The organism is Streptomyces sp. NPDC048255, assembly GCF_040652415.1.
Classification (GTDB): domain Bacteria; phylum Actinomycetota; class Actinomycetes; order Streptomycetales; family Streptomycetaceae; genus Streptomyces.
This window is the reverse complement of sequence record NZ_JBEZMA010000025.1, coordinates 57,047-76,703: the sequence shown is the minus strand read 5'-3', so window position 1 is coordinate 76,703 and position 19,657 is coordinate 57,047. Positions and strand designations below refer to the sequence as shown.

The following is a 19,657-nucleotide window of genomic DNA, read 5'->3' as shown; positions in this document are numbered from 1 at the left end:
CTGCGACCTCCCCATTACCGCTCGGTAAGTAGACGGTAACGGGGACCGGTCGTGGGCGGCTAGGGTCAGTTTCTGCGCGGCCTCCGGGCAGGTCACCTTGGTGAACTCCGAGGTGACGGTGCGTCCGGCCGGTCTCGCCATCCGTGGCCGGCTGGCATTCCTTTCCGGCCAACCGCCGGTCCGCGGGGAAGACCGGTCTGGAAAGATGCCACGGCAATGTCTCAGTCACCGAAATCGCCGAAGCCGCCGACACCGGTCTCCGGGTCCTCCGCGCGGCCGCCCTCCGTGCCGACCAGCGCGGACGTGGCCCGTCTCGCGGGCGTGTCGCGCGCGACGGTCTCGTACGTGCTGAACAACGCGGAAGCCGTGCGCATCAGCGAGCCGACCCGCCGCAAGGTCCGCGAGGCCGCCGAGGAACTGGGGTACGTCCCGCACGCCGCGGCGCGCAGTCTGCGGGCCGGGCACACCCGGATCGTCCTGCTGCCCACCTCGCACGTGCCCGTCGGCCCGCTCTACAGCACATTCCTCAACGAGCTCCAGTGGGGACTGCGGCGCCTGGACTACACCGTCGTCCAGTACGGCAGCCTCGGCCTCACCGGTGACGAGGCCGCGCGGGCCTGGGCGGAACTGCGGCCGGTGGCCGTGATCTCGCTCGGCGAGATCACGCTCGGCGCGCACAACGTCGCCACGCTCAAACGGGCCGGGGCCCGCGCGGTGATCACCATGGGGCCGGTCAGCGTGCCGGGGGCGCACGCGCTGGTCATGGACCAGCGGGAGGTGGGCGCCCGGGCCGCCGCCCACCTGGTCGGACGGGGCCACCGCCGGATCGGCGTCGTCGTCCCGGAGGAGGAGGGGCTCGAACTCTTCTCCGCGCCCCGGATCGCGGGCGCCCGCTCGGTCGAGGGGGCGCGGATCGAGGCCGTGCCGATGTCCTACTCGGAGGACTCGGCCGCGGCACTGGCGGCCCGCTGGCGCGGGCTCGGCCTGGACGCCGTGTTCGCGTACAACGACGAGTACGCCATGCTGCTGATGCGTGCCCTGCAGGACGAGGGCCTGCGCATCCCCGGGGACGTCGCCGTCATCGGGGCCGACGACCTGCTGATGGGCCGGCTGCTGCGGCCCCGGCTGAGCACGGTCCGGATCGAGATGCCGACCGGGGACCACCTGGCGTCCCTGGTGGACCGCGCGGTGCGCGAACCCTCGGAGATCACGGAGCGGCACGACCTGATGGCGGCCGTGGCCGTCCCCCGCGAGTCGACCTGACGCCGCAGCCGCGCCCGGGCGGGCGCCGGGCGCGGCCGGGGGCCCGTTGACAGGCGGTGAGGGTCGGACGGAGACTGCGGGCGCGCCCCACCGGGCGCGCTCGGCGGTGCGGCCGTGCGGACACCCGCGCACCGGTGCGCCGCCGCCCGTACGGATCCGCCCAGGAGAGCCCCGATGAGCATCCGCACCGTCCGCGACGTGTACGTCGTCGACGCCGTCCGCACCCCGATCGGCAAGTTCGGCGGCGCCCTCGCCGGGGTCCGGCCGGACGACCTGGCCGCGCACGTGGTCCGCGCGCTGGTGGACCGTACACCGGATCTCGACCCGGCGCGCATCGACGACGTCGTCTTCGGCGACGCCAACGGCGCAGGCGAGGACAACCGGGACGTGGCCCGGATGGCCGTACTGCTGGCGGGTCTGCCCGTGACGGTGCCCGGGGTGACCGTCAACCGGCTCTGCGGATCCGGACTCGAAGCCGTGGTCCAGGCCGCCCGCGCCATCGCCCTCGGCGACGCCTCCGTCGCCATCGCGGGCGGCGTCGAGTCGATGACCCGCGCGCCCTGGGTGATGCAGAAGCCCGAACGGGCCTTCCCCGCGGCCCACCAGCAGATGTGGTCCACCACCCTCGGCTGGCGGATGACCAACCCGCGGATGCCCGAGGAGTGGACCGGCTCCCTCGGGGAGGGCGCCGAGCTGGTCGCCGACAAGTACGCCATCACCCGCGAGGCCCAGGACGCCTTCGCCCTGGAGAGCCACCGCAAGGCGGCCGCCGCCTGGGCGGCGGGGCAGTACGACGCCGAGGTGGTTCCGTACCCGGGCGTGGACCTGCTGCGCGACGAGAGCATCCGCGAGGGGTCCACCCCCGAGGCGCTGGCCCGGCTGAAGCCCGCCTTCCGCACGGACGGCCGGGGCACGGTCACGGCCGGCAACGCCTCTCCGCTCAACGACGGCGCCGCCGCCCTGCTGCTGACCGACGAGGCGGGGCTGGCGGCCACCGGGCGGGAGCCGCTCGCCCGGATCAGCACCTCCGCCGTCACCGGGATCGAGCCCCAGCTCTTCGGCCTCGGTCCGGTGGACGCCGTCCAGCGGGCCCTCGCCAAGGCCGGTCGCGGCCTCGGCGACCTGACCGCCTTCGAGCTCAACGAGGCTTTCGCCGCACAGGCGTTGGGCTGTCTCGCGGCCTGGCCCGAGCTCGACCCGGCCGTGGTCAACCCGCGGGGCGGCGCCATCGCGATCGGGCACCCGCTCGGCGCCTCGGGCGCCCGGCTGGCCGGCTCGGTCGCGCACCAGCTGGCCGCCGCGGGCTCCGGTACGGGCCTGGCGGCGCTGTGCATCGGCGTCGGGCAGGGCATCGCGCTCGTCCTCGAACGCTGAGGCCGCGACGACGATCGTTTCCGGTCACCGTCCACCGTCAACTGCCCAATAACTGAACAGAAGTGGCGCCTCCGGTCTGGCACGATGGCGCGTGCTGCCGCTCCCTCGCCGGTACCTCGCCGGGTACCGAGCCCGGCAGCCCGCCCGGCACCCGCCCGTCCCCACCCGGAGGCCCCGCGCCATGCCGCTCCTCGACCCGACGTTCTGGCAGGACGGACCCACCCTCACCGGCGGCACCGCACCGGTGGTCGAACCCGCCACCGGCCACACCCTCGCCACCCTCGACCTGGCCTCGCCCGCCGACGTCGCGGAAGCAGCCGTCCGGGCCGGGGCCGCACAGCGCGACTGGGCGCGGACCACCCACCTCGAACGGGCGGCCGTGCTGCGCCGCGCCGGGGACCTGTTCGCCGCGCACGCCGACGAACTGCGGGACTGGCTGGTGCGGGAGTCCGGCTCCATACCCGGCAAGGCCGACTTCGAGCTGCACGTCGCCGCGCAGGAGTGCTACGAGGCCGCCGCGCTGGCCTCGCGCCCCGCCGGGCAGGTGCTGGCCAGCGAATCACCCCGCCTCTCCTTCACCCGCCGGGTCCCGGCCGGGGTGGTGGGCGTGGTGGCCCCGTTCAACGCCCCGCTGATCCTGGCGATCCGCTCGGTCGCGCCGGCGCTCGCGCTGGGCAACGCCGTCCTGCTCAAGCCCGACCGGCGCACCGCCGTCTGCGGCGGCCTGGCGCTCGCGGCCGTCTTCGCCGCCGCGGGCCTGCCGGCCGGTCTGCTGCACGTGCTGCCCGGCGGCGCCGGGACCGGAGCCGCCGTCGTCGCCGACCCCCGGGTCCGGGTGGTGTCGTTCACCGGGTCCACCGCCAGCGGCCGCGCCGTCGGTGAACTGGCGGGCCGTCACCTCAAGCGCACGCACCTGGAGCTGGGCGGGAACTCGGCCCTCGTCGTCCTCCGCGACGCCGACGTCGAGGCCGCCGTGGCCCAGGCCTCCTGGGGCTCCTTCTTCCACCAGGGCCAGATCTGCATGACCGCCGGACGCCACCTCGTGCACGCCTCGCTCTACGACGAGTACGTCGAGCGGCTCGCCGCGCGCGCCGAGACCCTCGCGGTGGGGGACCCGTACCGCGAGCGGGTGCACCTTGGCCCGCTGATCGACCGTACCCAGCTGGAGCGCGTACACGCCCTGGTGGAGGCCAGCACCGGACAGGGCGCCAAACTCGTCGCGGGCGGCACCCACCGGGACCTGTTCTACCGGCCGACCGTGCTCGCCGGCGTCGCCGACGACACCCCCGCCTACACCGAGGAGGTCTTCGGCCCGGTCGCTCCCGTACGGTCCTTCGCGACGGAGGAGGAGGCGGTGGCGCTGGCCTCGGCGGGCCCGTACGGACTCTCCCTCGGCATCGTGACCCGGGACGTGGCGCGCGGCCTCGACCTGTCGGAGCGGATCCCGACCGGGATCGTCCACATCAACGACCAGACGGTCAACGACGAGGCCGTGGCCCCCTTCGGCGGGGTCGGCGCCTCCGGCAACGGCTCCCGGTTCGGCGGCGAGGCCAACCTGGACGCCTTCACCGAACTCCGCTGGACCACCGTCCGCACCACTCCCGCCGGTCACCCGTTCTAGTCCGGCCCGCCCTTCCTCGTTGCGGAATGCTGGAGGCGGGTCGTTCGTTCAAGGAGCAGACGGCACAACACAGGAGGTCTGGACACCGTGGCTACAGTCGAGCTCACCAAGGAAAACTTCGACCAGACGGTCAGCGAGAACCCGTTCGTGCTGATCGACTTCTGGGCGGGCTGGTGCCGGCCGTGCCTGCAGTTCGCCCCGGTCTACGAGAGGGCCTCGGAGGCCCACCCGGATCTGGTCTTCGCCAAGGTGGACACCGAGGCGCAGCAGGAGCTCGCCGGAGCCTTCCAGATCACCTCGATCCCGACGCTGATGATCGTCCGGGACCAGGTGGCCATCTTCGCCCAGCCCGGCGCCCTGCCCGAGGCGGCCCTGACGGACCTCATCGGACAGGCCCGCGCGCTCGACATGGACGAGGTACGCGCGAAGATCGCCGCGTCCCAGCAGCCGGGCGCAGCGGAGTCGGGCGGGGCGGAACCTTCCTCCCGGGAGCCCGGCACGCCGGAGGCCTGAGTGCGTGACGTGGCCCCCGACCAGCGGTGACACTGGCCCGTATGACTGAAGCCGTGGAGTACGACGTCGTGGTGCTCGGCGGGGGTCCGGCCGGCGAGAACATCGTCGACCGGACGCGCGCCGCCGGACTGAGCACCGCCCTGGTGGAGAGCGAACTCGTCGGCGGGGAATGCTCGTACTGGGCCTGCGTCCCGAGCAAGGCTCTGCTGCGCCCCGTACTGGCCCGGGCCGACGCGCGCCGGGTGCCGGGGCTGGCGCAGGCCGTCGGCGGGCCGCTGGACACGGCCGCGGTGCTCGCGCACCGGGACTACTGGACCGGCAGCTGGAAGGACGAGGGCCAGATCGACTGGCTCGACTCCATCGGCGCCCATCTGTACCGCGGCCACGGCAGGCTCTACGGGGTCCGGAAGGTCGCCGTCACCAGCCCCGAGGGCGAACACCACGTGCTCGCCGCCCGGCACGCGGTGGTCGTCGCCACCGGCAGCCGGGCGGTGGTCCCCGAGCTGCCCGGGATCGAGGGGGCCCGGCCGTGGACCAGCCGCGAGGCCACCTCCGCGCAGGAGGCGCCAGGCCGGCTGCTGATCGTGGGCGGCTCCGTGGTGGCCGCCGAGATGGCCACCGCCTGGCAGGGCCTGGGCTCCCAGGTCACCGTCCTCGTCCGCGGCCCCCGGCTGCTGCCGAGGATGGAGCCGTTCGCCGGTGAACTGGTCGCGGAGGCGCTGACCGAGGCCGGCGCGGTGGTCCGTACGGACGTGGCCGTCGAGGCCGTCGTACGGGACGGCTCGACCGGGCCCGTCACGGTCGTCCTCGAAGGCGGCGAGACCCTGGAGGGCGACGAACTGCTGATGGCCACGGGCCGTTCACCGCGCACCGAGGACATCGGACTCGAGACCGTCGGCCTGACCCCCGGGGACTGGATCGGCGTGGACGAGAGCTGCCGGGTCCCCGGACACGACTGGCTGTACGCCGTCGGGGACGTCAACCACCGCGCGCTCCTCACCCACCAGGGCAAGTACCAGGCCCGGATCGCGGGCGCCGCCATCGCAGCCCGGGTCGCCGGCGTCCCCGCGGCCGACACGGGCGGCTGGGGCGCGCACGCGGCCACCGCCGACACACGGGCCCTCCCGCAGGTGGTCTTCACCGACCCGGAGGCCGCCGCGGTCGGCCTCAGCCTGGCCGAGGCGGAACGGGCCGGCCACCGGGTGCGCGCCGTGGACTACGACCTGTCCAAGGTCTCCGGTGCGGGCCTGTACGCCGACGGCTACCGCGGCCGGGCCCGCATGATCGTGGACCTGGACCGCGAGGTCCTGCTCGGCGCGACGTTCGTCGGCCCGGGCGCGGCGGAGCTCCTCCACTCCGCCACGATCGCCGTCGCGGGGGAGGTCCCGATCGCCCGCCTGTGGCACGCGGTCCCGGCCTTCCCCACGATCAGCGAGGTCTGGCTGCGCCTGCTGGAAACCTACCGGGACTGACACCCCTGGAGTTCGAGGGCGGTCAGCGCGCGGCGAGGCCCAGCACGGGGCTGCCCTGCTCGACGGGCCCCCGTACGCCCCGCACCAGCCGGTACGGGTCGCCGCCCTCGTAGAAGTCGGTGATCAGCACGACGATGGCGCGGCGCGGGTCGTCCACGAGACCGGCGCCGTAGTCGACGGCCTTCGCTATGCCGGTCCCGCCGCCGAGCTGGACGCGCACCAGCAGTTCCACCGGGGCGGTGACATCGCCGCTCAGGTCCACCACCTGGGTGTCGAAGGCCATCAGACGGGTCCTCAGGCCCGGCAGCCCCCACCGGCTGGCCGCCGCAACGGCTCATCGCGTGCCCTGGGACGGGACGGGACGGGGCGGGGCGGGGGAACGCAGTTGAACGGGGTGTTGAATGGGGCGTACACACTTCTGGAGAGAGGCCGTGCACCGTGATCGTGATCGCCCACCTCAGTGATGTCCACCTCGACGGCGACCGGCGGGCCGCCGACCGCACCCGCGCCGTGATGGACTACCTGGAATCCCTCCCGTACGACCTGGACGCCGTGCTGGTCAGCGGCGACATAGCCGACCACGGCACGGCAGCCGAGTACGAACTGGCGCGCAAACTCCTGGTCTCGCGGCACCCGTTGGTCATCTGCCCGGGCAACCACGACGAACGCGCGGCGTTCCGGCAGGTCTTGCTGGGCGAGGAGGCGGCCCCCGCGGGCGTCGCGTCAGCCGCGCCGGTCGACCAGGTGCTGCGCGGCGAGGGCTTCGTGCTCGCGGTCTGCGACTCCTCCGTACCCGGCGAGGACCACGGCCTGCTGGCCGACTCCACGCTGGCCTGGCTGGAGGACGTCCTCGCCGGCACCCCCCGCGACACCCCGGTCCTCGTCGGGTTCCACCACCCGCCTGTCCCGCTGCACACGCCCTACGTCGACGAGATCAGGCAGTTCGGGGAGGAGAGGCTCGCGGAGCTGGCCGGACGGCACCCCCACCTGACCGCGTTCCTCTGCGGGCACGCCCACACCGCCGCGGCCACCACCTTCGCGGGCCGGCCGCTGCTCGTCGCGCCCGGCGTGGTCTCCACGCTGCGGCTGCCCTGGGAGCCGCAGGAGGGTCCCGAGCACCACGTGCACCTCGACGAGCCGCCCGCCGTCGCCTTCCACGTGCTGGGCGAGGGCGGGCGGCTGACGACCCATTACCGGGTGGTGGTGGCCCGCCGGTAGCTGCTGCCGTCGCGGGTGCGGGTCAGCAGGCCCGAGGTGATCAGATAGCGCCGCAGGGCGGAGCAGTCCTCGTGCACCGTGCGCAGCGCGTCGTTCACCTCGGGTTCGGTGTAGTCCCGGTCGGGCGCGAAGAGCGTCCCGGCGAGGTGGACGAGCAACTGCTCGCGCCGGGCGGCCTTGCGCGGGATCACCTTGAGGCGGCCGCCGGAGAAGAGGTCGGAGACGTCCCGCGGCGTACGGGCGGGTTCGGTGGGGGACTGCACGGTGCTCTGTGACATGCCGGGAAGCGTCTCCCGGCCGACGCGGCTCAGGCAACGCAATTTTCCCGGCCCGTATGCTCGGCGGTCCGGCGGTCCGGCGGTCCGGCGGTCCGGCGGTCCGGCGGTCCGGCGGTCCCGTGGTCCCGTGGTCGGTGGAGTGCGCCGCCCACCGCCGGGGCCCGCACACGAGTGGCCCGCCGGTCCCGGACACGTCCGGGACCGGCGGGCCTGCCCCTGAGGGATGGCGGGGTCAGGGGCCGACGGTGATCTGCTGCGCCGGGTCGGTCGTGTCGGAGACGAGGTACACGGCGTTGAAGGTCGAGGCCGTCGCGCTCGTGGGACAGCCGAACCCGCCGGTGACCTTGACCGGTACGGACGCGTTGGTGAAGGTCAGGCTCGGCGGCGCGCCGTTGGCCCAGGTGCCGCCGACGTTCGCGGCGGCCGTGGGCGCCGCGGTGACGGTGCAGTTGGCCAGCCCGGTCGTCTTGACCACCAGTCCGCCGACCGGCACGGTCATGGTGGCGGTGATCGGGGAGCCGTGCTGCATCGACACCGTCCAGGCACCGCTGGTGGTGACCGTCGGGGTCACGCCGGGCATGCTGGCGGTGCAGGAGCTGTACGTCGGCGCGGAGATCGGCGAGGAGACCGGCCCGGCCGCGTTGTGGTTGCCGGGGGAGGCCGGCACCGTGCCGGTGGCCACGGAGACCGTGCAGGTCACCGTCACCGATCCGGCCTTGAGGGTGGCCTTCCCGCTGAGGTTGGCCTTGAACGCGTGACCGGCCGGGGTGACGGTGGTCGACCCGGCCAGCGGTAACGGCGCGGCGGTGGCGGTGGCGGTGACCGAGGCCACCGACAGCATGCCGACGGCGGCCGTCGCGAGGGTGAGCGCGGTGCGCGTACGGATCATGGCTGTGCTCCTTGGGGATCGTGGTGCGCGGTGGGAGCGGGAGCTGGGGCTGGGGCGGTGGCGGAAGCAGGCGCGGCGGCCGAGGACGGAGCGGCAGCGGATGCGGCGGGCGCGGCGGGTGGGGGAGTACCGCCGCCGGGCTTCGCGCCACTGCCGCGCGGGGCGGCGTACGGCTGCCAGGCGAACATCAGGCCGCCGCCGAGAATGCCGAGCAGGGTGCCGATCAGGAAGCCGCCCAGGTTCGACATGACCAGCGCGGCAGTGGCGATGAGGGTGGTGAGGACACCGGCGAGGCCGCGCTGGTGCGGCGCGAACCAGGCGGTGAGACCGAGCACGATCATGACGATCCCCATCAGGACGGACGGGATCCCCGCCACCCCCTGCTGGAGCATCACCTTCAGCGGTGCCAGGGGCAGGACGCAGATCTCGGCCCCCGCCAGGATGGCGAAGAACCCTCCCCAGAAGGGTCTGCTCCGCCGCCAGCGGCGGAACCGGCCGACGCCCGCGCGCTCCCGTCCGGAGCCCGCGCGCTCCCGTCCGGCGGTGCGCCTCAGAAGCATTCCTTCTTGCCCTTGCTGACGTTCATCTTGAGGCCGGAGAGCTTGAAGGTGCCCGCGTTGGTCGCCCACGCGGTCTGCTGGAGATCGGTGATGCTGACGGTGTCCGCCTGCTGCGCGAACAGGTCCTGCATGCCCTGCGCGTCGGCCGGTCCCTTGTCGAGGGTGGAGGCGTCGCGGCCGATCTCTATGTTGCTGAAGACGGCGTCGCCGGAGAGCTGGGTCGCGTCGACGAACAGGTTGCTCGCCTCGACCGGGGCCTTCTGACCGGCCGTGAGGTTCAGCGAGATGTCCCCGATCACCGGGAGCGTGGTGACCACGGACTGGCAGAGGCTGTGGAGCTTGGCCTCCCTGATGGCGGTGACCGCCACGGGGATGAGCTCCTCGCGGGCATTGACGTCGACGCTGCCGTACTGGGCGAAACCCTCGCCCTCCAGGCTCTTCGCCGACACCTTGAACTGCTGCCCCGACACGGCGAAGGAGGCGGCGAGGGCGCCCTGCGCGAGGGCGATCCCGAGGCCCGCCGTGACGGCGACGGCGGGGACGGTCAGCAGGGCGAACCGGCGCCAGCGGACCCGGCCGTCGGCGCTGCTCGCGGCGCCGCCGCCCTCTTCGTCCGCGGGGCCGGGCGGATTGGATAAGTGCGGGGAATCTGCCATGAGATCGTCCCTTATTCCGGCTGTGCACCTTTGTTGTTACCGACGAGTTGAATGTAAGAGTGCCAATGGAGGTTGGCAAGGTTGTGCGAGCGCACCTTTTCGGCCGACTCCTACTGCTCCGTACGCAGCAGTTCGGCGACCTCGGCATCGACCCGCCGGGCCATCGCACGCGCGAACTCCGCGGCCACGACCTCGCCGGCCACCGGACGCAGCGCCGTCACCGCCCGCGTGATGTGCTGGAGCTGTGTGGCCGAAAGCTGCTCCAGCCCCTCCGCGCCGATCACATGCCGCCGGAACAGCCCGACGAAGCGGTCCGCGAGCGCGGCCGCCTGCGTCTGTACGAAGTCCCCCGCGTCCAGGATCTCGGCGAGCGGCACCCCCTGCCGCACCAGCGCGAGCGTCGACTCCAGCAGCCGCCGGCTCGGGTACGTGACCAGGTCCCCGTCGACCGTCACGTACCCCAGCTCCGCCGCCCGCCGGGTGTCCGCGGCCGTGGCCGCCGGGCCGAACAGCTCGCGCAGCTGCGCACGGGTCATCGTGACCGGCTCCTCCTGCACCCAGTCGCGGGTCATCTCCCGTTCCAGTCCCAGCAGTTGGGACAGGCCTCCGCCCTCTTCCCAGGCGTGCAGAAGTTCCGCGATGCCGTTGACGGTGTAGCCGCGGCCCAGCAGGTCGCTGATCAGGCGCAGCCGGGTGAGGTGGTCGTCGGAGTACCAGGCGATCCGGCCCTCCCTGCGGGGCGGGGGGAGCAGCCCGCGCTCCTGGTAGTAGCGCAGGTTCCGCACCTTGACGCCGGCTGCCCGGGCCACGTCCTCCCGGCGGTAGCGCCCGGGAACGATGCCGGGTCGGTCGCCGGGTCCGTCGCCGGGTCCGCCCCCGTGCCCGCTGTCGGGCGCGCTTCCGTCCTCGCCGCCCTCGCCCTCGCCTCGGCTCCCGCCTCCGCTTTCGCCGACCGTTCGTCCGTCACGCTCCGCCTGGCTGCTCACGCGGCAGAGTGTAGGACGTACCGGCAGGTCACATAGGGCGCGGACGCTCCTGCTTGACCGCTCGCAGCACCACGAACTTCGGCTCGCTCGCGACGACTTCGCTGTTGCCGAAGAGGCGGCGCAGGTGCGTGTGGTACCCCATGTGCCGGTTGGCGACCACCCACAGCTCGCCGTGGGGCCGCAGGACCTTGCGCGACTGGGCGAACATCCGCAGCGCCGTGGCGTCGGTCGTGGCCTGGTGGGAGTGGAACGGCGGGTTGCACAGCACCAGGTCCACGGATCCGGGGGACAGCATGGCCACCCCGTCCCCGACGTGGAACTCGGCGGTGCGCCGGCCCTCGCGGACGTTCGCCCGGTACGTGGCCTGCGCGGAGGCGACCGCCTGGTAGGACTCGTCGGTGAAGACGACCTCGGCGTCCGGGTCGGCGACCGCGACCGCGGTGCCGACGAGGCCGTTGCCGCAGCCGAGGTCCACGACGCGGGCGCCGTCGGTGTTCGTCGGGATGTTCTGCAGGAAGAACCGGGTGCCGACGTCGAGGCGGTCCGCGCAGAAGATCCCGGCGTGGTTGACGGCGGTCAGCCCGGCGGCCGAGCCCCCGTCCTGGTCCACCGTGTACGTCACCGGCCACGGCCCGGGGCCCGCGGGGCGGGCGGCCCCCTGGGCATTGGGCGTGCAGAAGATCAGCCGGGCCTTCTTCTCCGCGAGGGAGGTCTTCGTCGGCCCGAGGATCTTCTCGAAGAGGCGCAGCGTGGAGGTGTGGATCTCCTTGACCATGCCCGCGCCGATGACGACCGTCCCCGCGTGCACGTGCGGCGCCAGCCGGTACAGCTGGTCCTCCAGCAGCGCCAGGCTCTTCGGTACGCGCACCAGCAGGACGTCGATCCGCTCGGGCGGCGGGTCCTGCGTGGTCAGCAGGGTCACCGTCGCCTTGGAGGTGCCGATCCCGGCCCGGTCCAGGTTCGCCGCGGTGGCGGACCGGCTCAGGGAGGAGTCGGTGATCTGCGTCGGGCGGTACGCGGCGAGCGCGGTCGTCAGCGCTCCCCAGCGGTCCCCGAGCACCGTGATCTGGCCGGCACCGGCGAGGTCCACCGGCCCGCGCTCCCCGGTACCGGAGTCGAGGTGCTGGAGCAGGTACTCGTCGGCGGCGTCCCATGCGCGGAGCCGGTCGCGCGGGTCCTCGGGGAAACGGGTGAGCTCGTAGGAGCCGAAAGGCGTGGTCAGACGGTTCATCGTGGCCCCAGGCTAACCGAGGCGACGGCCCGACCCCGCATGGGCGGGGCCGAGCCGCGGTCATGGCCTGCTCCGGGAAGCCACCGGCTGTACGCCGGACAGTCCCAGGGCGTACGCCGAGAAGTCGCCGGGCCTGCGCCGGGCAGCCCCCCGGCCTGCGCCGGGCGGCCCCCCGGCCCTACTCCGGGAAGTCCCCGGCCATCGCCGCGGCCGTCCTCAGGTACGGCCGGGCCTCGTCCGCACGGCCGCCGCGCTCCAGGGTGCGGCCGAGCATCAGCTGCGCGTAGTCCTCCACCGGCCAGCGCTCGACGATGGCGCGCAGCTCGCGCTCCGCGCGGGAGAGCTGGGCGGAGTGGTAGTAGGCGCGGGCCAGCAGCAGCCGGGGCGCCAGCTGCTCGGGGGCCTCGCCGGCCAGCGGCTCCAGGATGCGTGCGGCCGTCGCGTACTCCTTCGCTTCGAAGAAGAGCTGGGCCCGCGCCCAGCGCTCGGCTGCCGTCCCGTGCTCGAGGTACGTCGTCGGCGCGTTCATCGCGTCCCTTCCGCGGTTCAGGGGGTGTGTACCCCGCCTCCAACACGCCTGTGCGGTGGAACATTCCACCCCGCGCCGCCGCGCCCGCGCGGCTAGGTTGTCCGCATGAGCAATCTCGATCGCCAGCCCGCTCTCTCCGCCTGCGGCGGCCGCGGTTTCGTCGTGGCCGAACCGGTCCGCGAGCTCTTGAGCCCGCGGACCGTCAAGCTCGGGGAATCCACCGAGGTCCGCCGACTCCTGCCGAACCTGGGCCGCCGCATGGTGGGCGCCTGGTGCTTCGTCGACCACTACGGCCCGGACGACATCGCCGACGAGCCGGGCATGCAGGTCGCGCCGCATCCGCACTCGGGGCTCCAGACCGTGAGCTGGCTCCACGAGGGCGAGGTCCTGCACCGCGACAGCGTGGGCAGCCTCGAGACGATCCGGCCGCGCGAGCTGGGCCTCATGACCTCGGGCCGCGGCATCAGCCACTCCGAGGAGAGCCCGCGCCCGCACGCCCGTTTCCTGCACGGCGCCCAGCTGTGGGTGGCGCTGCCTGACGCCCACCGGGACGTGGCCCCGCACTTCCAGCACCACGCCCAGCTCCCGGAAGTCACCGCCCCGGGCCTGACGGCGACGGTCATCCTGGGCACCCTGGACACGGCGACCTCGCCGGGCACCGCGTACAGCCCGATCGTCGGCGCGGACCTGGCCCTGACGTCGGGCACCGAGACCCGCCTCCCGCTCGACCCGGACTTCGAGTACGCGGTCCTGTCGATGTCGGGCGAGGCCCACGTCGACGGCGTCCCGCTCCTCCCGGGCTCGATGCTCTACCTCGGCTGCGGCCGCACCGAACTCCCCCTGCGGGCAACCTCGGACGCGGGCCTGATGCTCCTGGGCGGCGAACCGTTCGAGGAGGAGATCGTGATGTTCTGGAACTGGATCGGCCGCTCCAACGAGGAGATCGTACAGGCGCGCAAGGACTGGATGGAAGGCACGAGGTACGGCGAAGTGAAGGGCTACGACGGCCCTCCGATCCCCGCTCCGCAGCTCCCGCCGGTGCCCCTGAAAGCACGTGGGCGGGTGCGCTGACCTGCATGTTTTTGGATCGGGCCGATCGGCCCGAGATCAGCCGGAGCGAAGGTGACGCTTCGCGGAGATCGGTCCGGAGGGGCCCGCGGCAGGGGTTCCCGGAAGCTGCTTTCGCGGCTCCGCGCTTTCCCATGTGTGACCTGGTGGGGTCAGCTTTGCCAGGACCAATGCTGACCCAATGCTGACTTTGGTGACAGTTCGTCACGTCCGCTGGTGTCCCGCCATGAGGCTCTGCGGCGTTCGAAGCCCGACGCTGCTCGGTACAACGCGTTGTACCGAGCAGCGGTCTGGTGGGAAGCTGCGCTCAGGCGGCGTCGCTCGCGACGGACGGCCGCCTCCGCGAGCCGAACGTGGAGTCGAAGGCGCGACAGCGTGTCGTAGGCACGAGCAGGTACGGCGCCCCTGAACCTGCGACCGAGTGGGGGCCGGTCTGCCCCGCCGCGAGGGCGTCGTACGGGGTGAGGACGTCGAGCGCAACGGACCGGGATGGGCTCGTCGGCGTTGGCCCAGCTTTGTCATCGGACTCGTCCCCCTCCTCCTCGAACGCGGCTACACCACCACCACCCAGGCCGCATGGGCCCTCGGCCTCGGCGGCGCCGGCCAGACCCTCGGCCGCACTCTGTACGCGACCCTCGCCCGCCACCTCGGCGTCGCCGCCCGCACCGTCACCCTGGTCGCAGTTGGCGCCCTCACCACCGCCGCCCTCGCCACCGCCGCCCTCGCCACCGTGGCCGGCCCCTACGCCCTGCTCGTCGCGGTCTCCGTCCTCGCCGGCTGATCCGCGGCGATCTCACCCTCCTCCAGGCCACCGCCGTCACCGACCGCTGGGGCACCACCCACTACGGTCGGCTCTCCGGACTCCTCGGAGCACCTGCACACACCGCAGCCGCCCTCGCCCCATTCGCCGGCGCAGTCCCAGCCGGACCCCTCGGCGGATACCCTGCACTGTTCGCACTGCTCGCCGCACTGTCGATCACCGCCGCTGTCACAGCCTTGGGACTCGTCCAGGCAACGCCCCGAGCCGATGACCTTCAGCGTTCCTCGGCTTCGGCCGCAGGAACATCCGGGTCGTCGTTGAGCACGTGCCCGCCGTCTGGTGGGCGGCCCGCAGGGATCGAGCCATGGCCGACGGGCGCTCTTACTGGCACGCGTCGCCTTGCCCAGACTGCTGATCGGAGACGGGGAGGTACTGGGTGGCGGTACGCAAGAGGCGCCGGTCGGCATCACGGAAGCGCCCGGGAGGCTCGGCTCAAGGCCGGCGCATGGGTCGGCGTCATCGTCCTGGCGCTGCTCCTAACGTTCTGGTCGGCCATCGAACGCTCGCCGACGTGGACCTGATGGACGGCACGCAGTTCGAGGACTTCGTGGCCGACCTCTGCAGGCGGGACGGATGCACGGAAGTCCGCCGCGTCGGCCGCAGGGGTGACGACGGCGCCGACGTACGCGGACGTCTGCCCGACGGCCGAACCATGGTGATCCAGTGCAAGCGCTACCACCCGAAGCGGAAGATCTCCAACGGGGAGGTCCGCAACCTCCTTGGCTCGCAGGTGCACTTCAAAGCCGAGGTCGCCGTCTTCGTCACCACCACGTACTTCAGCGGCCCCGCCGAACGCTGCGCCGTGCAAAACGGTGTCGTAGCCGTCCACCGTGACCACCTCGGCCTGTGGAACAACGGAGCGGCGCTCCCGTCAATCACAGCGGTGAACGGAGCCGGCCAGGGCGACCGCCGGCACCGCGCCCTGCGCAAGAACACGTACGAGTAGCGATGCTCGCGTTCCGCTTGCCGTGCTCGGAAGGCAGGGGGCATGAAGGGCGTAGCGCGTGCATAAGAACGTCGGCACTGTGTAGCGCAGAAGGGCCCGGGATCCTTTACGGGATCCGGGCCCTTCTGAGCAGTAGCGGGGACAGGATTTGAACCTGCGACCTCTGGGTTATGAGCCCAGCGAGCTACCGAGCTGCTCCACCCCGCGTCGATGCCTCCACGATACGGCACCTTTGGCCTGGGCTTCGCCAGGTTTTCCTGCCCGACGTGCTTTCGCAAGCGCTCGCGGCTCGCAGGGGCAATTAGGGTCTCCGGGCGGGTGGTCTGGACGGTGGCGATTTCGCAGCGGGCGCGGAGGGCGGACGGGTCGCCGTAGGCGATGTGCAGGGGCGCGGGTCCCCTGGGTCAGTCGTCCCGGATGGTGATGTCGAGTTCGCTCACAAGGGCTTCAGCGAGGTCGGACTGCTGGCCGGGGTTGATGCGCACCTTGGCGAGGTTCGCGCCGCCGCGGATTGCCGACAGATTGTTCTCGCGCAGGTCGGTGTTGCGGTAGACGGCCCGTCCGAATTCAGTGAGCCGGAGCATGCAGTCGGTGAACACGACGTCGGACAGGTCGCAGTCGGTGAACGTGGCCTCGGTGAGGAAGCAGCCGATGAAGGCCATAGGGCCGGCGACGCAGACCTTCTGGAAGGTGGCAAAGTCGAACTTGCAACCCTCGAACAGCACGATATCGAGCACCAAGCCGTCCAGGGCGGCGCCCATCAGCTTGCCGTTCCGGATGTGGACTCGAGTCAGCTTGCTCCCAGTCCAGTGTGTAGACCCGAGGTCGCTGTCGCTGATCTCGACGCTGTGGAGGTTGACTGCCCCGAACTCGACCCGCTTTGCGCGGATGCCCGAGAGCCGGCCGGTGACGAGCTGGGTTTCCGCGAGGTCGAGCGATCGGAGATCGGCATCCCCGTACGCGAAGTCCTGGACGGTGTCGCGGGAGCTGTCGAGGCTGTCGACGCTGCTCAGGTAGAGGCCGGGCTCGTCCAGCTCCGGCAGGGTGATGGTGTGAGACTGAAGGTGCGGGTGGCCATGGTGCTCCTTGCCGTTGGCGCGGGGCGGCTCCGCGCTGGCGGCGGGACCGATCACCTCGGCCTGTAGAACAACGGAGGGGTGCTCCCGTCACTCACGGCGGTGGACGGAGCCGGTCGGGGCGAACGTTGACACCGCGCCCTTCGGAAGACTGTGTACGAGTAGCGCTGTAGGCGGGTGATTTCCACCGGCCGCCGTCTTGGGCGTAGGCGAGGGTGATGCGAGCGCGGAGGCAACCGAGTTGGAGCCTTGTGGAGTGAGGTAGTCGTCAACCCGTGCCGCTGGCCGGCTGCCGGCTCCTCCGGCACGGGCCTGTCGCTGGGGAGGCCTTGTTGTACTCGACGAATGAAGACCATGCCGAGGGCCCCACCGTGATGGTGCCGCCGTCCGGGCGCTTAGTGTCGCGCACCATGACACAACCAGGCGTATCGCTTGCGACCTCGACGCATGTTTCGGTTCCGGTGTACGAGCTGGTCCGCCAGTGCGGGCCGCCTTCGGGCATTACCTCTCCTGATGGCTGAAATGATCGATTGCTGCTCTGATGAGTGACATTGCGGGTTCGCCGTAGACGGCTGACGCTTGAGTAGGGCGAACGCCTTGGCGTAGAGCTCGATCTCCCTGGGCTGGCTGACTGTCATCTCTGCCGAAAACGTCTCAACAAGTACGATTCTGTTATCGAACATCGAGAAGGAGTGGCCCAGCCAGATCTCGGTCGGGGCTGCCATGGGGACGATTCCCACACTGACTCGTGCCAGGCCCATGAGTGCCACCAGGCGGTCGAGCTGCGACTTCATGACACCTGGACCGCCGACGTTGGAGTAGAGCGCCTGCTCGCCAAGGATGACGTGGTACCTCCGGCTGCCTTCGTAGAGGTATCTCTGCCGTTCCATCCGCTTCGCGACCGCGGCCTCGGTGTCGTTGGGCATTTCGTAGAAGCGCACGGCCTGCTGGAAGATCGCCGCAGCGTAGTCGGCAGTTTGGAACGTTCCCCATATGGCGTTGGGCTGCCAGATCCTGAAGAGCTTCGTTCTGGCGTAGACCGGTAGCGACTTCTTCTGTCGCATCTCAGCGCCGGTCTGCAGCTGTCGGCGCCACTCAAGCCCGAGTTCATCGATGTGACGCACGGTGGCGATGAGATCGGAAGTGTGCTCGCTCTGGTCTGTCGCTTCACACCACGCCCGGATGTCCTCTTCGCTCGCGTTCTGCTTGCCGTGCTCAATCTTCGAGACCTTCGACTCGTGCCAGCCGAGCGCCGCAGCAAATGCCCGGCCGCTGGTATATCCGGCATCTCGCCGGAAAATCCGCAGCCGGGCACCCAGTGCCGCGCGTGTCTCTTGTGCTCGGTTGCTCACGGATGGGTCAGGGCTTGTACTCGCGGTGGGCCACGGCGGAGGCCCACAGCAGGTCTCGGACGCGTACACACTCGGCCACGACATCCGAGTCCTCGATCAGTTCTGATCCCAGGACTCGGCCGGTCTCGTCGAAGTGGCCCACGGCGAGGATCCTGTCGTCGAACAGCCACCAATCGTTGCCGTCGACAGGGAAGTCCAACCCCGGCGGAAGGTCGTGCCGGGGAAGCCAGCGGATGTCTTCGCCGGCGTCCTGATTGACGGGCGTGGTCGCGTACTCCCACTGGACGTAGGGGGAGTGAGGCTCCGTCACCACGCGGACACGCCGGACTGTCTTCCCCTGATCGGTAACCCGCCGGATCATGCTCGTCCACGGTTCCATATAGGAGTTGTCGACCACTCCGCGCAGCCAGTCGGCGAAGGGGCCGTCTTCGTCCGGGACGGAGTAGTCGTCCCTCAGCTCCAGGTGGAAAGCGTCCTGCGCGAAGCTCCCAAAGAGCCGGTTGCGCTCGGCGCTGGAGATCAGCTTCACGCGGGTCCTCCAATAGGGCTTTGATCGCGGCTTTCGGGACCTCGACCACGGTCTCGTAGTCCGGAATATCCATCTCGGCGAGGGCCTCGGAGTCGGTCACCTCCTGGCCCTGGACGATGAACGTACCGTTCGGGGTGAGGATCACGATGGGGTCCTCGATGCGCCTGATCTCGCCGGCCGGAAGGTCGTCCTTGGTCAGGTGCTCGAACAACTCCGTCGGGACCTCCACGGCCGTGTGTCCCAGGGGGATGTCGAGCTGCATCAGAAGGTCGAGGATGGCAGCGGTCTGGAAGAGATCCACGCGTTCCTCGCCCTGCGCATCCTCGGGATTGTCCCGGCCTCCCGGCTGACTGGCCACGACCTCCTGCTCGTGCTGATCAAGCTTGCCGAGAGCCAGGATCCGATCACGACGGTCGACACCTTCCTCACCACCACATCGGCCCCTCACCCCCACTCTGGCGAACGGAGCAGCTATGTCCCTGCCCCTGCTTGAGACCCCTCTCCAGGCCCGCCCGCTCCAGGGCCGCACTGCCCTCGTCACCGGTGGGGCCACCGGTATCGGTGCCGAGATCGGACGCGCGCTCGCCGCCGCTGGCGCGACCGTCGCGGTCAACCACCTCGGCCAGGACCCCGATGCCCACACCCTCCTCGCCGCCTTCGAGCGCGACGGCAGCCCCGGGATCGCGGCGAACGCCGACCTCACCGATCCCGGCGCCGTCCAGAGCATGGTCGAGCTCGTCCGCGCCGAGATCGGGCCCATCGACATCCTGGTGAACAACGCCGGCTCCTACCCCCGCGTCCCCTGGCAGGACACCGACGAGGCTGCCTGGAGCTACTCCCTCGACGTGAACCTCACCGCCCACTACCGCACCTGCCACGCCGTGACCCCCGGCATGATCGAACGCCGCTGGGGCCGGATCGTGAACATCGGCAGCGTCAACGCCCGCGCCGGCCGGACGAATCTCGTCGCGTACAGCACCGCGAAGGCCGGGCTACTGGGCCTGACCCGCTCCCTCGCCCGCGAACTGGGCCCGTACGGGGTCTGCGTCAACACGGTCATGCCCGGCGCCATCCAGGTCGAGGCCGAGAACGCCATCCCCGCCCAGCACCTCGCGCGCCCGGAGGACCAGATCAAGCGCCAGTGCGTCCCTCGCCGTGGTCGGCCCGAGGATGGCGCGGCCCTGGTGGCGTTCCTCGTGGGCCCCTCCGCGTCGTTCATCACTGGGCAATCCGTCCACGTCGATGGCGGCTGGCTGCTGCACTGAGACAGCCAACA

21 protein-coding genes, 1 tRNA gene and 2 pseudogenes are annotated in these 19,657 nt (G+C 71.6%); 11 read left to right on the top strand and 13 right to left on the bottom strand.

Features of this window, described 5'->3' with window-relative positions; all coding sequences use genetic code 11:
• The first annotated feature begins 216 nt into the window (after nt 1–216).
• The 5 genes from AB0D94_RS20835 to AB0D94_RS20815 all read left to right on the top strand — a co-directional run bounded on the left by AB0D94_RS20835 (nt 217) and on the right by AB0D94_RS20815 (nt 6,243).
• Nucleotides 217–1,263, top strand: coding sequence for a LacI family DNA-binding transcriptional regulator (locus AB0D94_RS20835; protein ID WP_362053833.1), 1,047 nt, complete (start codon nt 217–219; stop codon nt 1,261–1,263).
• A gap of 174 nt (nt 1,264–1,437) precedes the next feature.
• A complete protein-coding gene (locus AB0D94_RS20830) occupies nt 1,438–2,637 on the top strand; it encodes a thiolase family protein (RefSeq protein ID WP_362053830.1) in 1,200 nt (399 codons plus the stop codon).
• A 181-nt stretch (nt 2,638–2,818) separates the two neighbouring features.
• Complete coding sequence (locus AB0D94_RS20825) at nt 2,819–4,258, top strand: aldehyde dehydrogenase family protein (protein WP_362053827.1); 1,440 nt, start codon at nt 2,819–2,821, stop codon at nt 4,256–4,258.
• Between the two features lie 87 nt (nt 4,259–4,345).
• Nucleotides 4,346–4,771 carry a thioredoxin family protein gene (locus AB0D94_RS20820; protein WP_362053824.1) on the top strand — a complete coding sequence of 142 codons (426 nt, stop codon included), beginning with the start codon at nt 4,346–4,348 and terminating at the stop codon, nt 4,769–4,771.
• Nucleotides 4,772–4,812: 41 nt separating this feature from the next.
• A complete protein-coding gene (locus AB0D94_RS20815) occupies nt 4,813–6,243 on the top strand; it encodes an NAD(P)/FAD-dependent oxidoreductase (RefSeq protein ID WP_362053821.1) in 1,431 nt (476 codons plus the stop codon).
• A 22-nt stretch (nt 6,244–6,265) separates the two neighbouring features.
• Here the strand turns inward: AB0D94_RS20815 and AB0D94_RS20810 are convergent.
• A pseudogene (locus AB0D94_RS20810) lies at nt 6,266–6,562 on the bottom strand (VWA domain-containing protein); the annotation flags it as partial.
• 119 nt (nt 6,563–6,681) lie between these two features.
• Between AB0D94_RS20810 and AB0D94_RS20805 the strand changes: the two are divergent.
• Nucleotides 6,682–7,461 (top strand): metallophosphoesterase, encoded by a 780-nt coding sequence (locus AB0D94_RS20805; RefSeq protein WP_362053818.1) that lies wholly within the window; start codon nt 6,682–6,684, stop codon nt 7,459–7,461.
• Here the strand turns inward: AB0D94_RS20805 and AB0D94_RS20800 are convergent.
• The 7 genes from AB0D94_RS20800 to AB0D94_RS20770 form a co-directional block, all read right to left on the bottom strand.
• A complete protein-coding gene (locus AB0D94_RS20800) occupies nt 7,434–7,739 on the bottom strand; it encodes a DUF2087 domain-containing protein (RefSeq protein WP_362053815.1) in 306 nt (101 codons plus the stop codon). The genes AB0D94_RS20805 and AB0D94_RS20800 overlap by 28 nt on opposite strands.
• Before the next feature lie 232 nt (nt 7,740–7,971).
• Nucleotides 7,972–8,628, bottom strand: coding sequence for a hypothetical protein (locus tag AB0D94_RS20795; protein ID WP_362053812.1), 657 nt, complete (start codon nt 8,626–8,628; stop codon nt 7,972–7,974).
• Nucleotides 8,625–9,188 carry a DUF6114 domain-containing protein gene (locus tag AB0D94_RS20790; protein WP_362053809.1) on the bottom strand — a complete coding sequence of 188 codons (564 nt, stop codon included), beginning with the start codon at nt 9,186–9,188 and terminating at the stop codon, nt 8,625–8,627. Before AB0D94_RS20790 ends, AB0D94_RS20795 begins: the two co-directional genes overlap by 4 nt.
• Nucleotides 9,179–9,736, bottom strand: coding sequence for a DUF6230 family protein (locus tag AB0D94_RS20785; RefSeq protein ID WP_362053911.1), 558 nt, complete (start codon nt 9,734–9,736; stop codon nt 9,179–9,181). The genes AB0D94_RS20790 and AB0D94_RS20785 overlap by 10 nt, the downstream gene beginning before the upstream one ends.
• Before the next feature lie 218 nt (nt 9,737–9,954).
• Nucleotides 9,955–10,830, bottom strand: coding sequence for a MerR family transcriptional regulator (locus tag AB0D94_RS20780; RefSeq protein ID WP_362053805.1), 876 nt, complete (start codon nt 10,828–10,830; stop codon nt 9,955–9,957).
• A 28-nt stretch (nt 10,831–10,858) separates the two neighbouring features.
• On the bottom strand, nt 10,859–12,052 hold the full coding sequence (locus tag AB0D94_RS20775; RefSeq protein WP_362053908.1) for a methyltransferase: 1,194 nt from the start codon (nt 12,050–12,052) through the stop codon (nt 10,859–10,861).
• Between the two features lie 187 nt (nt 12,053–12,239).
• Nucleotides 12,240–12,590 (bottom strand): tetratricopeptide repeat protein, encoded by a 351-nt coding sequence (locus AB0D94_RS20770; protein WP_362053802.1) that lies wholly within the window; start codon nt 12,588–12,590, stop codon nt 12,240–12,242.
• 105 nt (nt 12,591–12,695) lie between these two features.
• Here AB0D94_RS20770 and AB0D94_RS20765 point away from each other — a divergent pair, with 105 nt between their 5' ends.
• From AB0D94_RS20765 to AB0D94_RS20755, 3 genes and pseudogenes are all read left to right on the top strand, one after another.
• On the top strand, nt 12,696–13,661 hold the full coding sequence (locus AB0D94_RS20765) for a pirin family protein (protein WP_362053799.1): 966 nt from the start codon (nt 12,696–12,698) through the stop codon (nt 13,659–13,661).
• A gap of 508 nt (nt 13,662–14,169) precedes the next feature.
• Nucleotides 14,170–14,654: pseudogene (locus AB0D94_RS20760) on the top strand (MFS transporter); the annotation flags it as partial.
• Between the two features lie 344 nt (nt 14,655–14,998).
• Entirely contained in the window at nt 14,999–15,424 is a 426-nt protein-coding gene (locus AB0D94_RS20755) for a restriction endonuclease (protein WP_362053905.1), read from the top strand.
• A 133-nt stretch (nt 15,425–15,557) separates the two neighbouring features.
• Here AB0D94_RS20755 and AB0D94_RS20750 read toward each other — a convergent pair.
• The 5 genes from AB0D94_RS20750 to AB0D94_RS20730 all read right to left on the bottom strand — a co-directional run bounded on the left by AB0D94_RS20750 (nt 15,558) and on the right by AB0D94_RS20730 (nt 18,381).
• A tRNA-Met gene (locus AB0D94_RS20750) sits at nt 15,558–15,631 on the bottom strand.
• A 197-nt stretch (nt 15,632–15,828) separates the two neighbouring features.
• Nucleotides 15,829–16,557, bottom strand: coding sequence for a pentapeptide repeat-containing protein (locus AB0D94_RS20745; RefSeq protein WP_362053796.1), 729 nt, complete (start codon nt 16,555–16,557; stop codon nt 15,829–15,831).
• Nucleotides 16,558–16,768: 211 nt separating this feature from the next.
• Entirely contained in the window at nt 16,769–17,002 is a 234-nt protein-coding gene (locus tag AB0D94_RS20740; RefSeq protein ID WP_362053793.1) for a DUF397 domain-containing protein, read from the bottom strand.
• Nucleotides 16,896–17,852 carry a helix-turn-helix transcriptional regulator gene (locus AB0D94_RS20735; protein ID WP_362053790.1) on the bottom strand — a complete coding sequence of 319 codons (957 nt, stop codon included), beginning with the start codon at nt 17,850–17,852 and terminating at the stop codon, nt 16,896–16,898. The genes AB0D94_RS20740 and AB0D94_RS20735 overlap by 107 nt, the downstream gene beginning before the upstream one ends.
• A gap of 7 nt (nt 17,853–17,859) precedes the next feature.
• Entirely contained in the window at nt 17,860–18,381 is a 522-nt protein-coding gene (locus tag AB0D94_RS20730; RefSeq protein WP_362053787.1) for a DUF6879 family protein, read from the bottom strand.
• A 199-nt stretch (nt 18,382–18,580) separates the two neighbouring features.
• On the opposite strand from AB0D94_RS20730, the gene AB0D94_RS20725 reads away from it, so the two are divergent.
• Both AB0D94_RS20725 and fabG read left to right on the top strand, forming a co-directional pair.
• Complete coding sequence (locus tag AB0D94_RS20725) at nt 18,581–18,874, top strand: hypothetical protein (protein ID WP_362053784.1); 294 nt, start codon at nt 18,581–18,583, stop codon at nt 18,872–18,874.
• Complete coding sequence (fabG, locus tag AB0D94_RS20720) at nt 18,855–19,646, top strand: 3-oxoacyl-ACP reductase FabG (protein WP_362053781.1); 792 nt, start codon at nt 18,855–18,857, stop codon at nt 19,644–19,646. The genes AB0D94_RS20725 and fabG overlap by 20 nt, the downstream gene beginning before the upstream one ends.
• Nucleotides 19,647–19,657 lie beyond the last annotated feature (11 nt).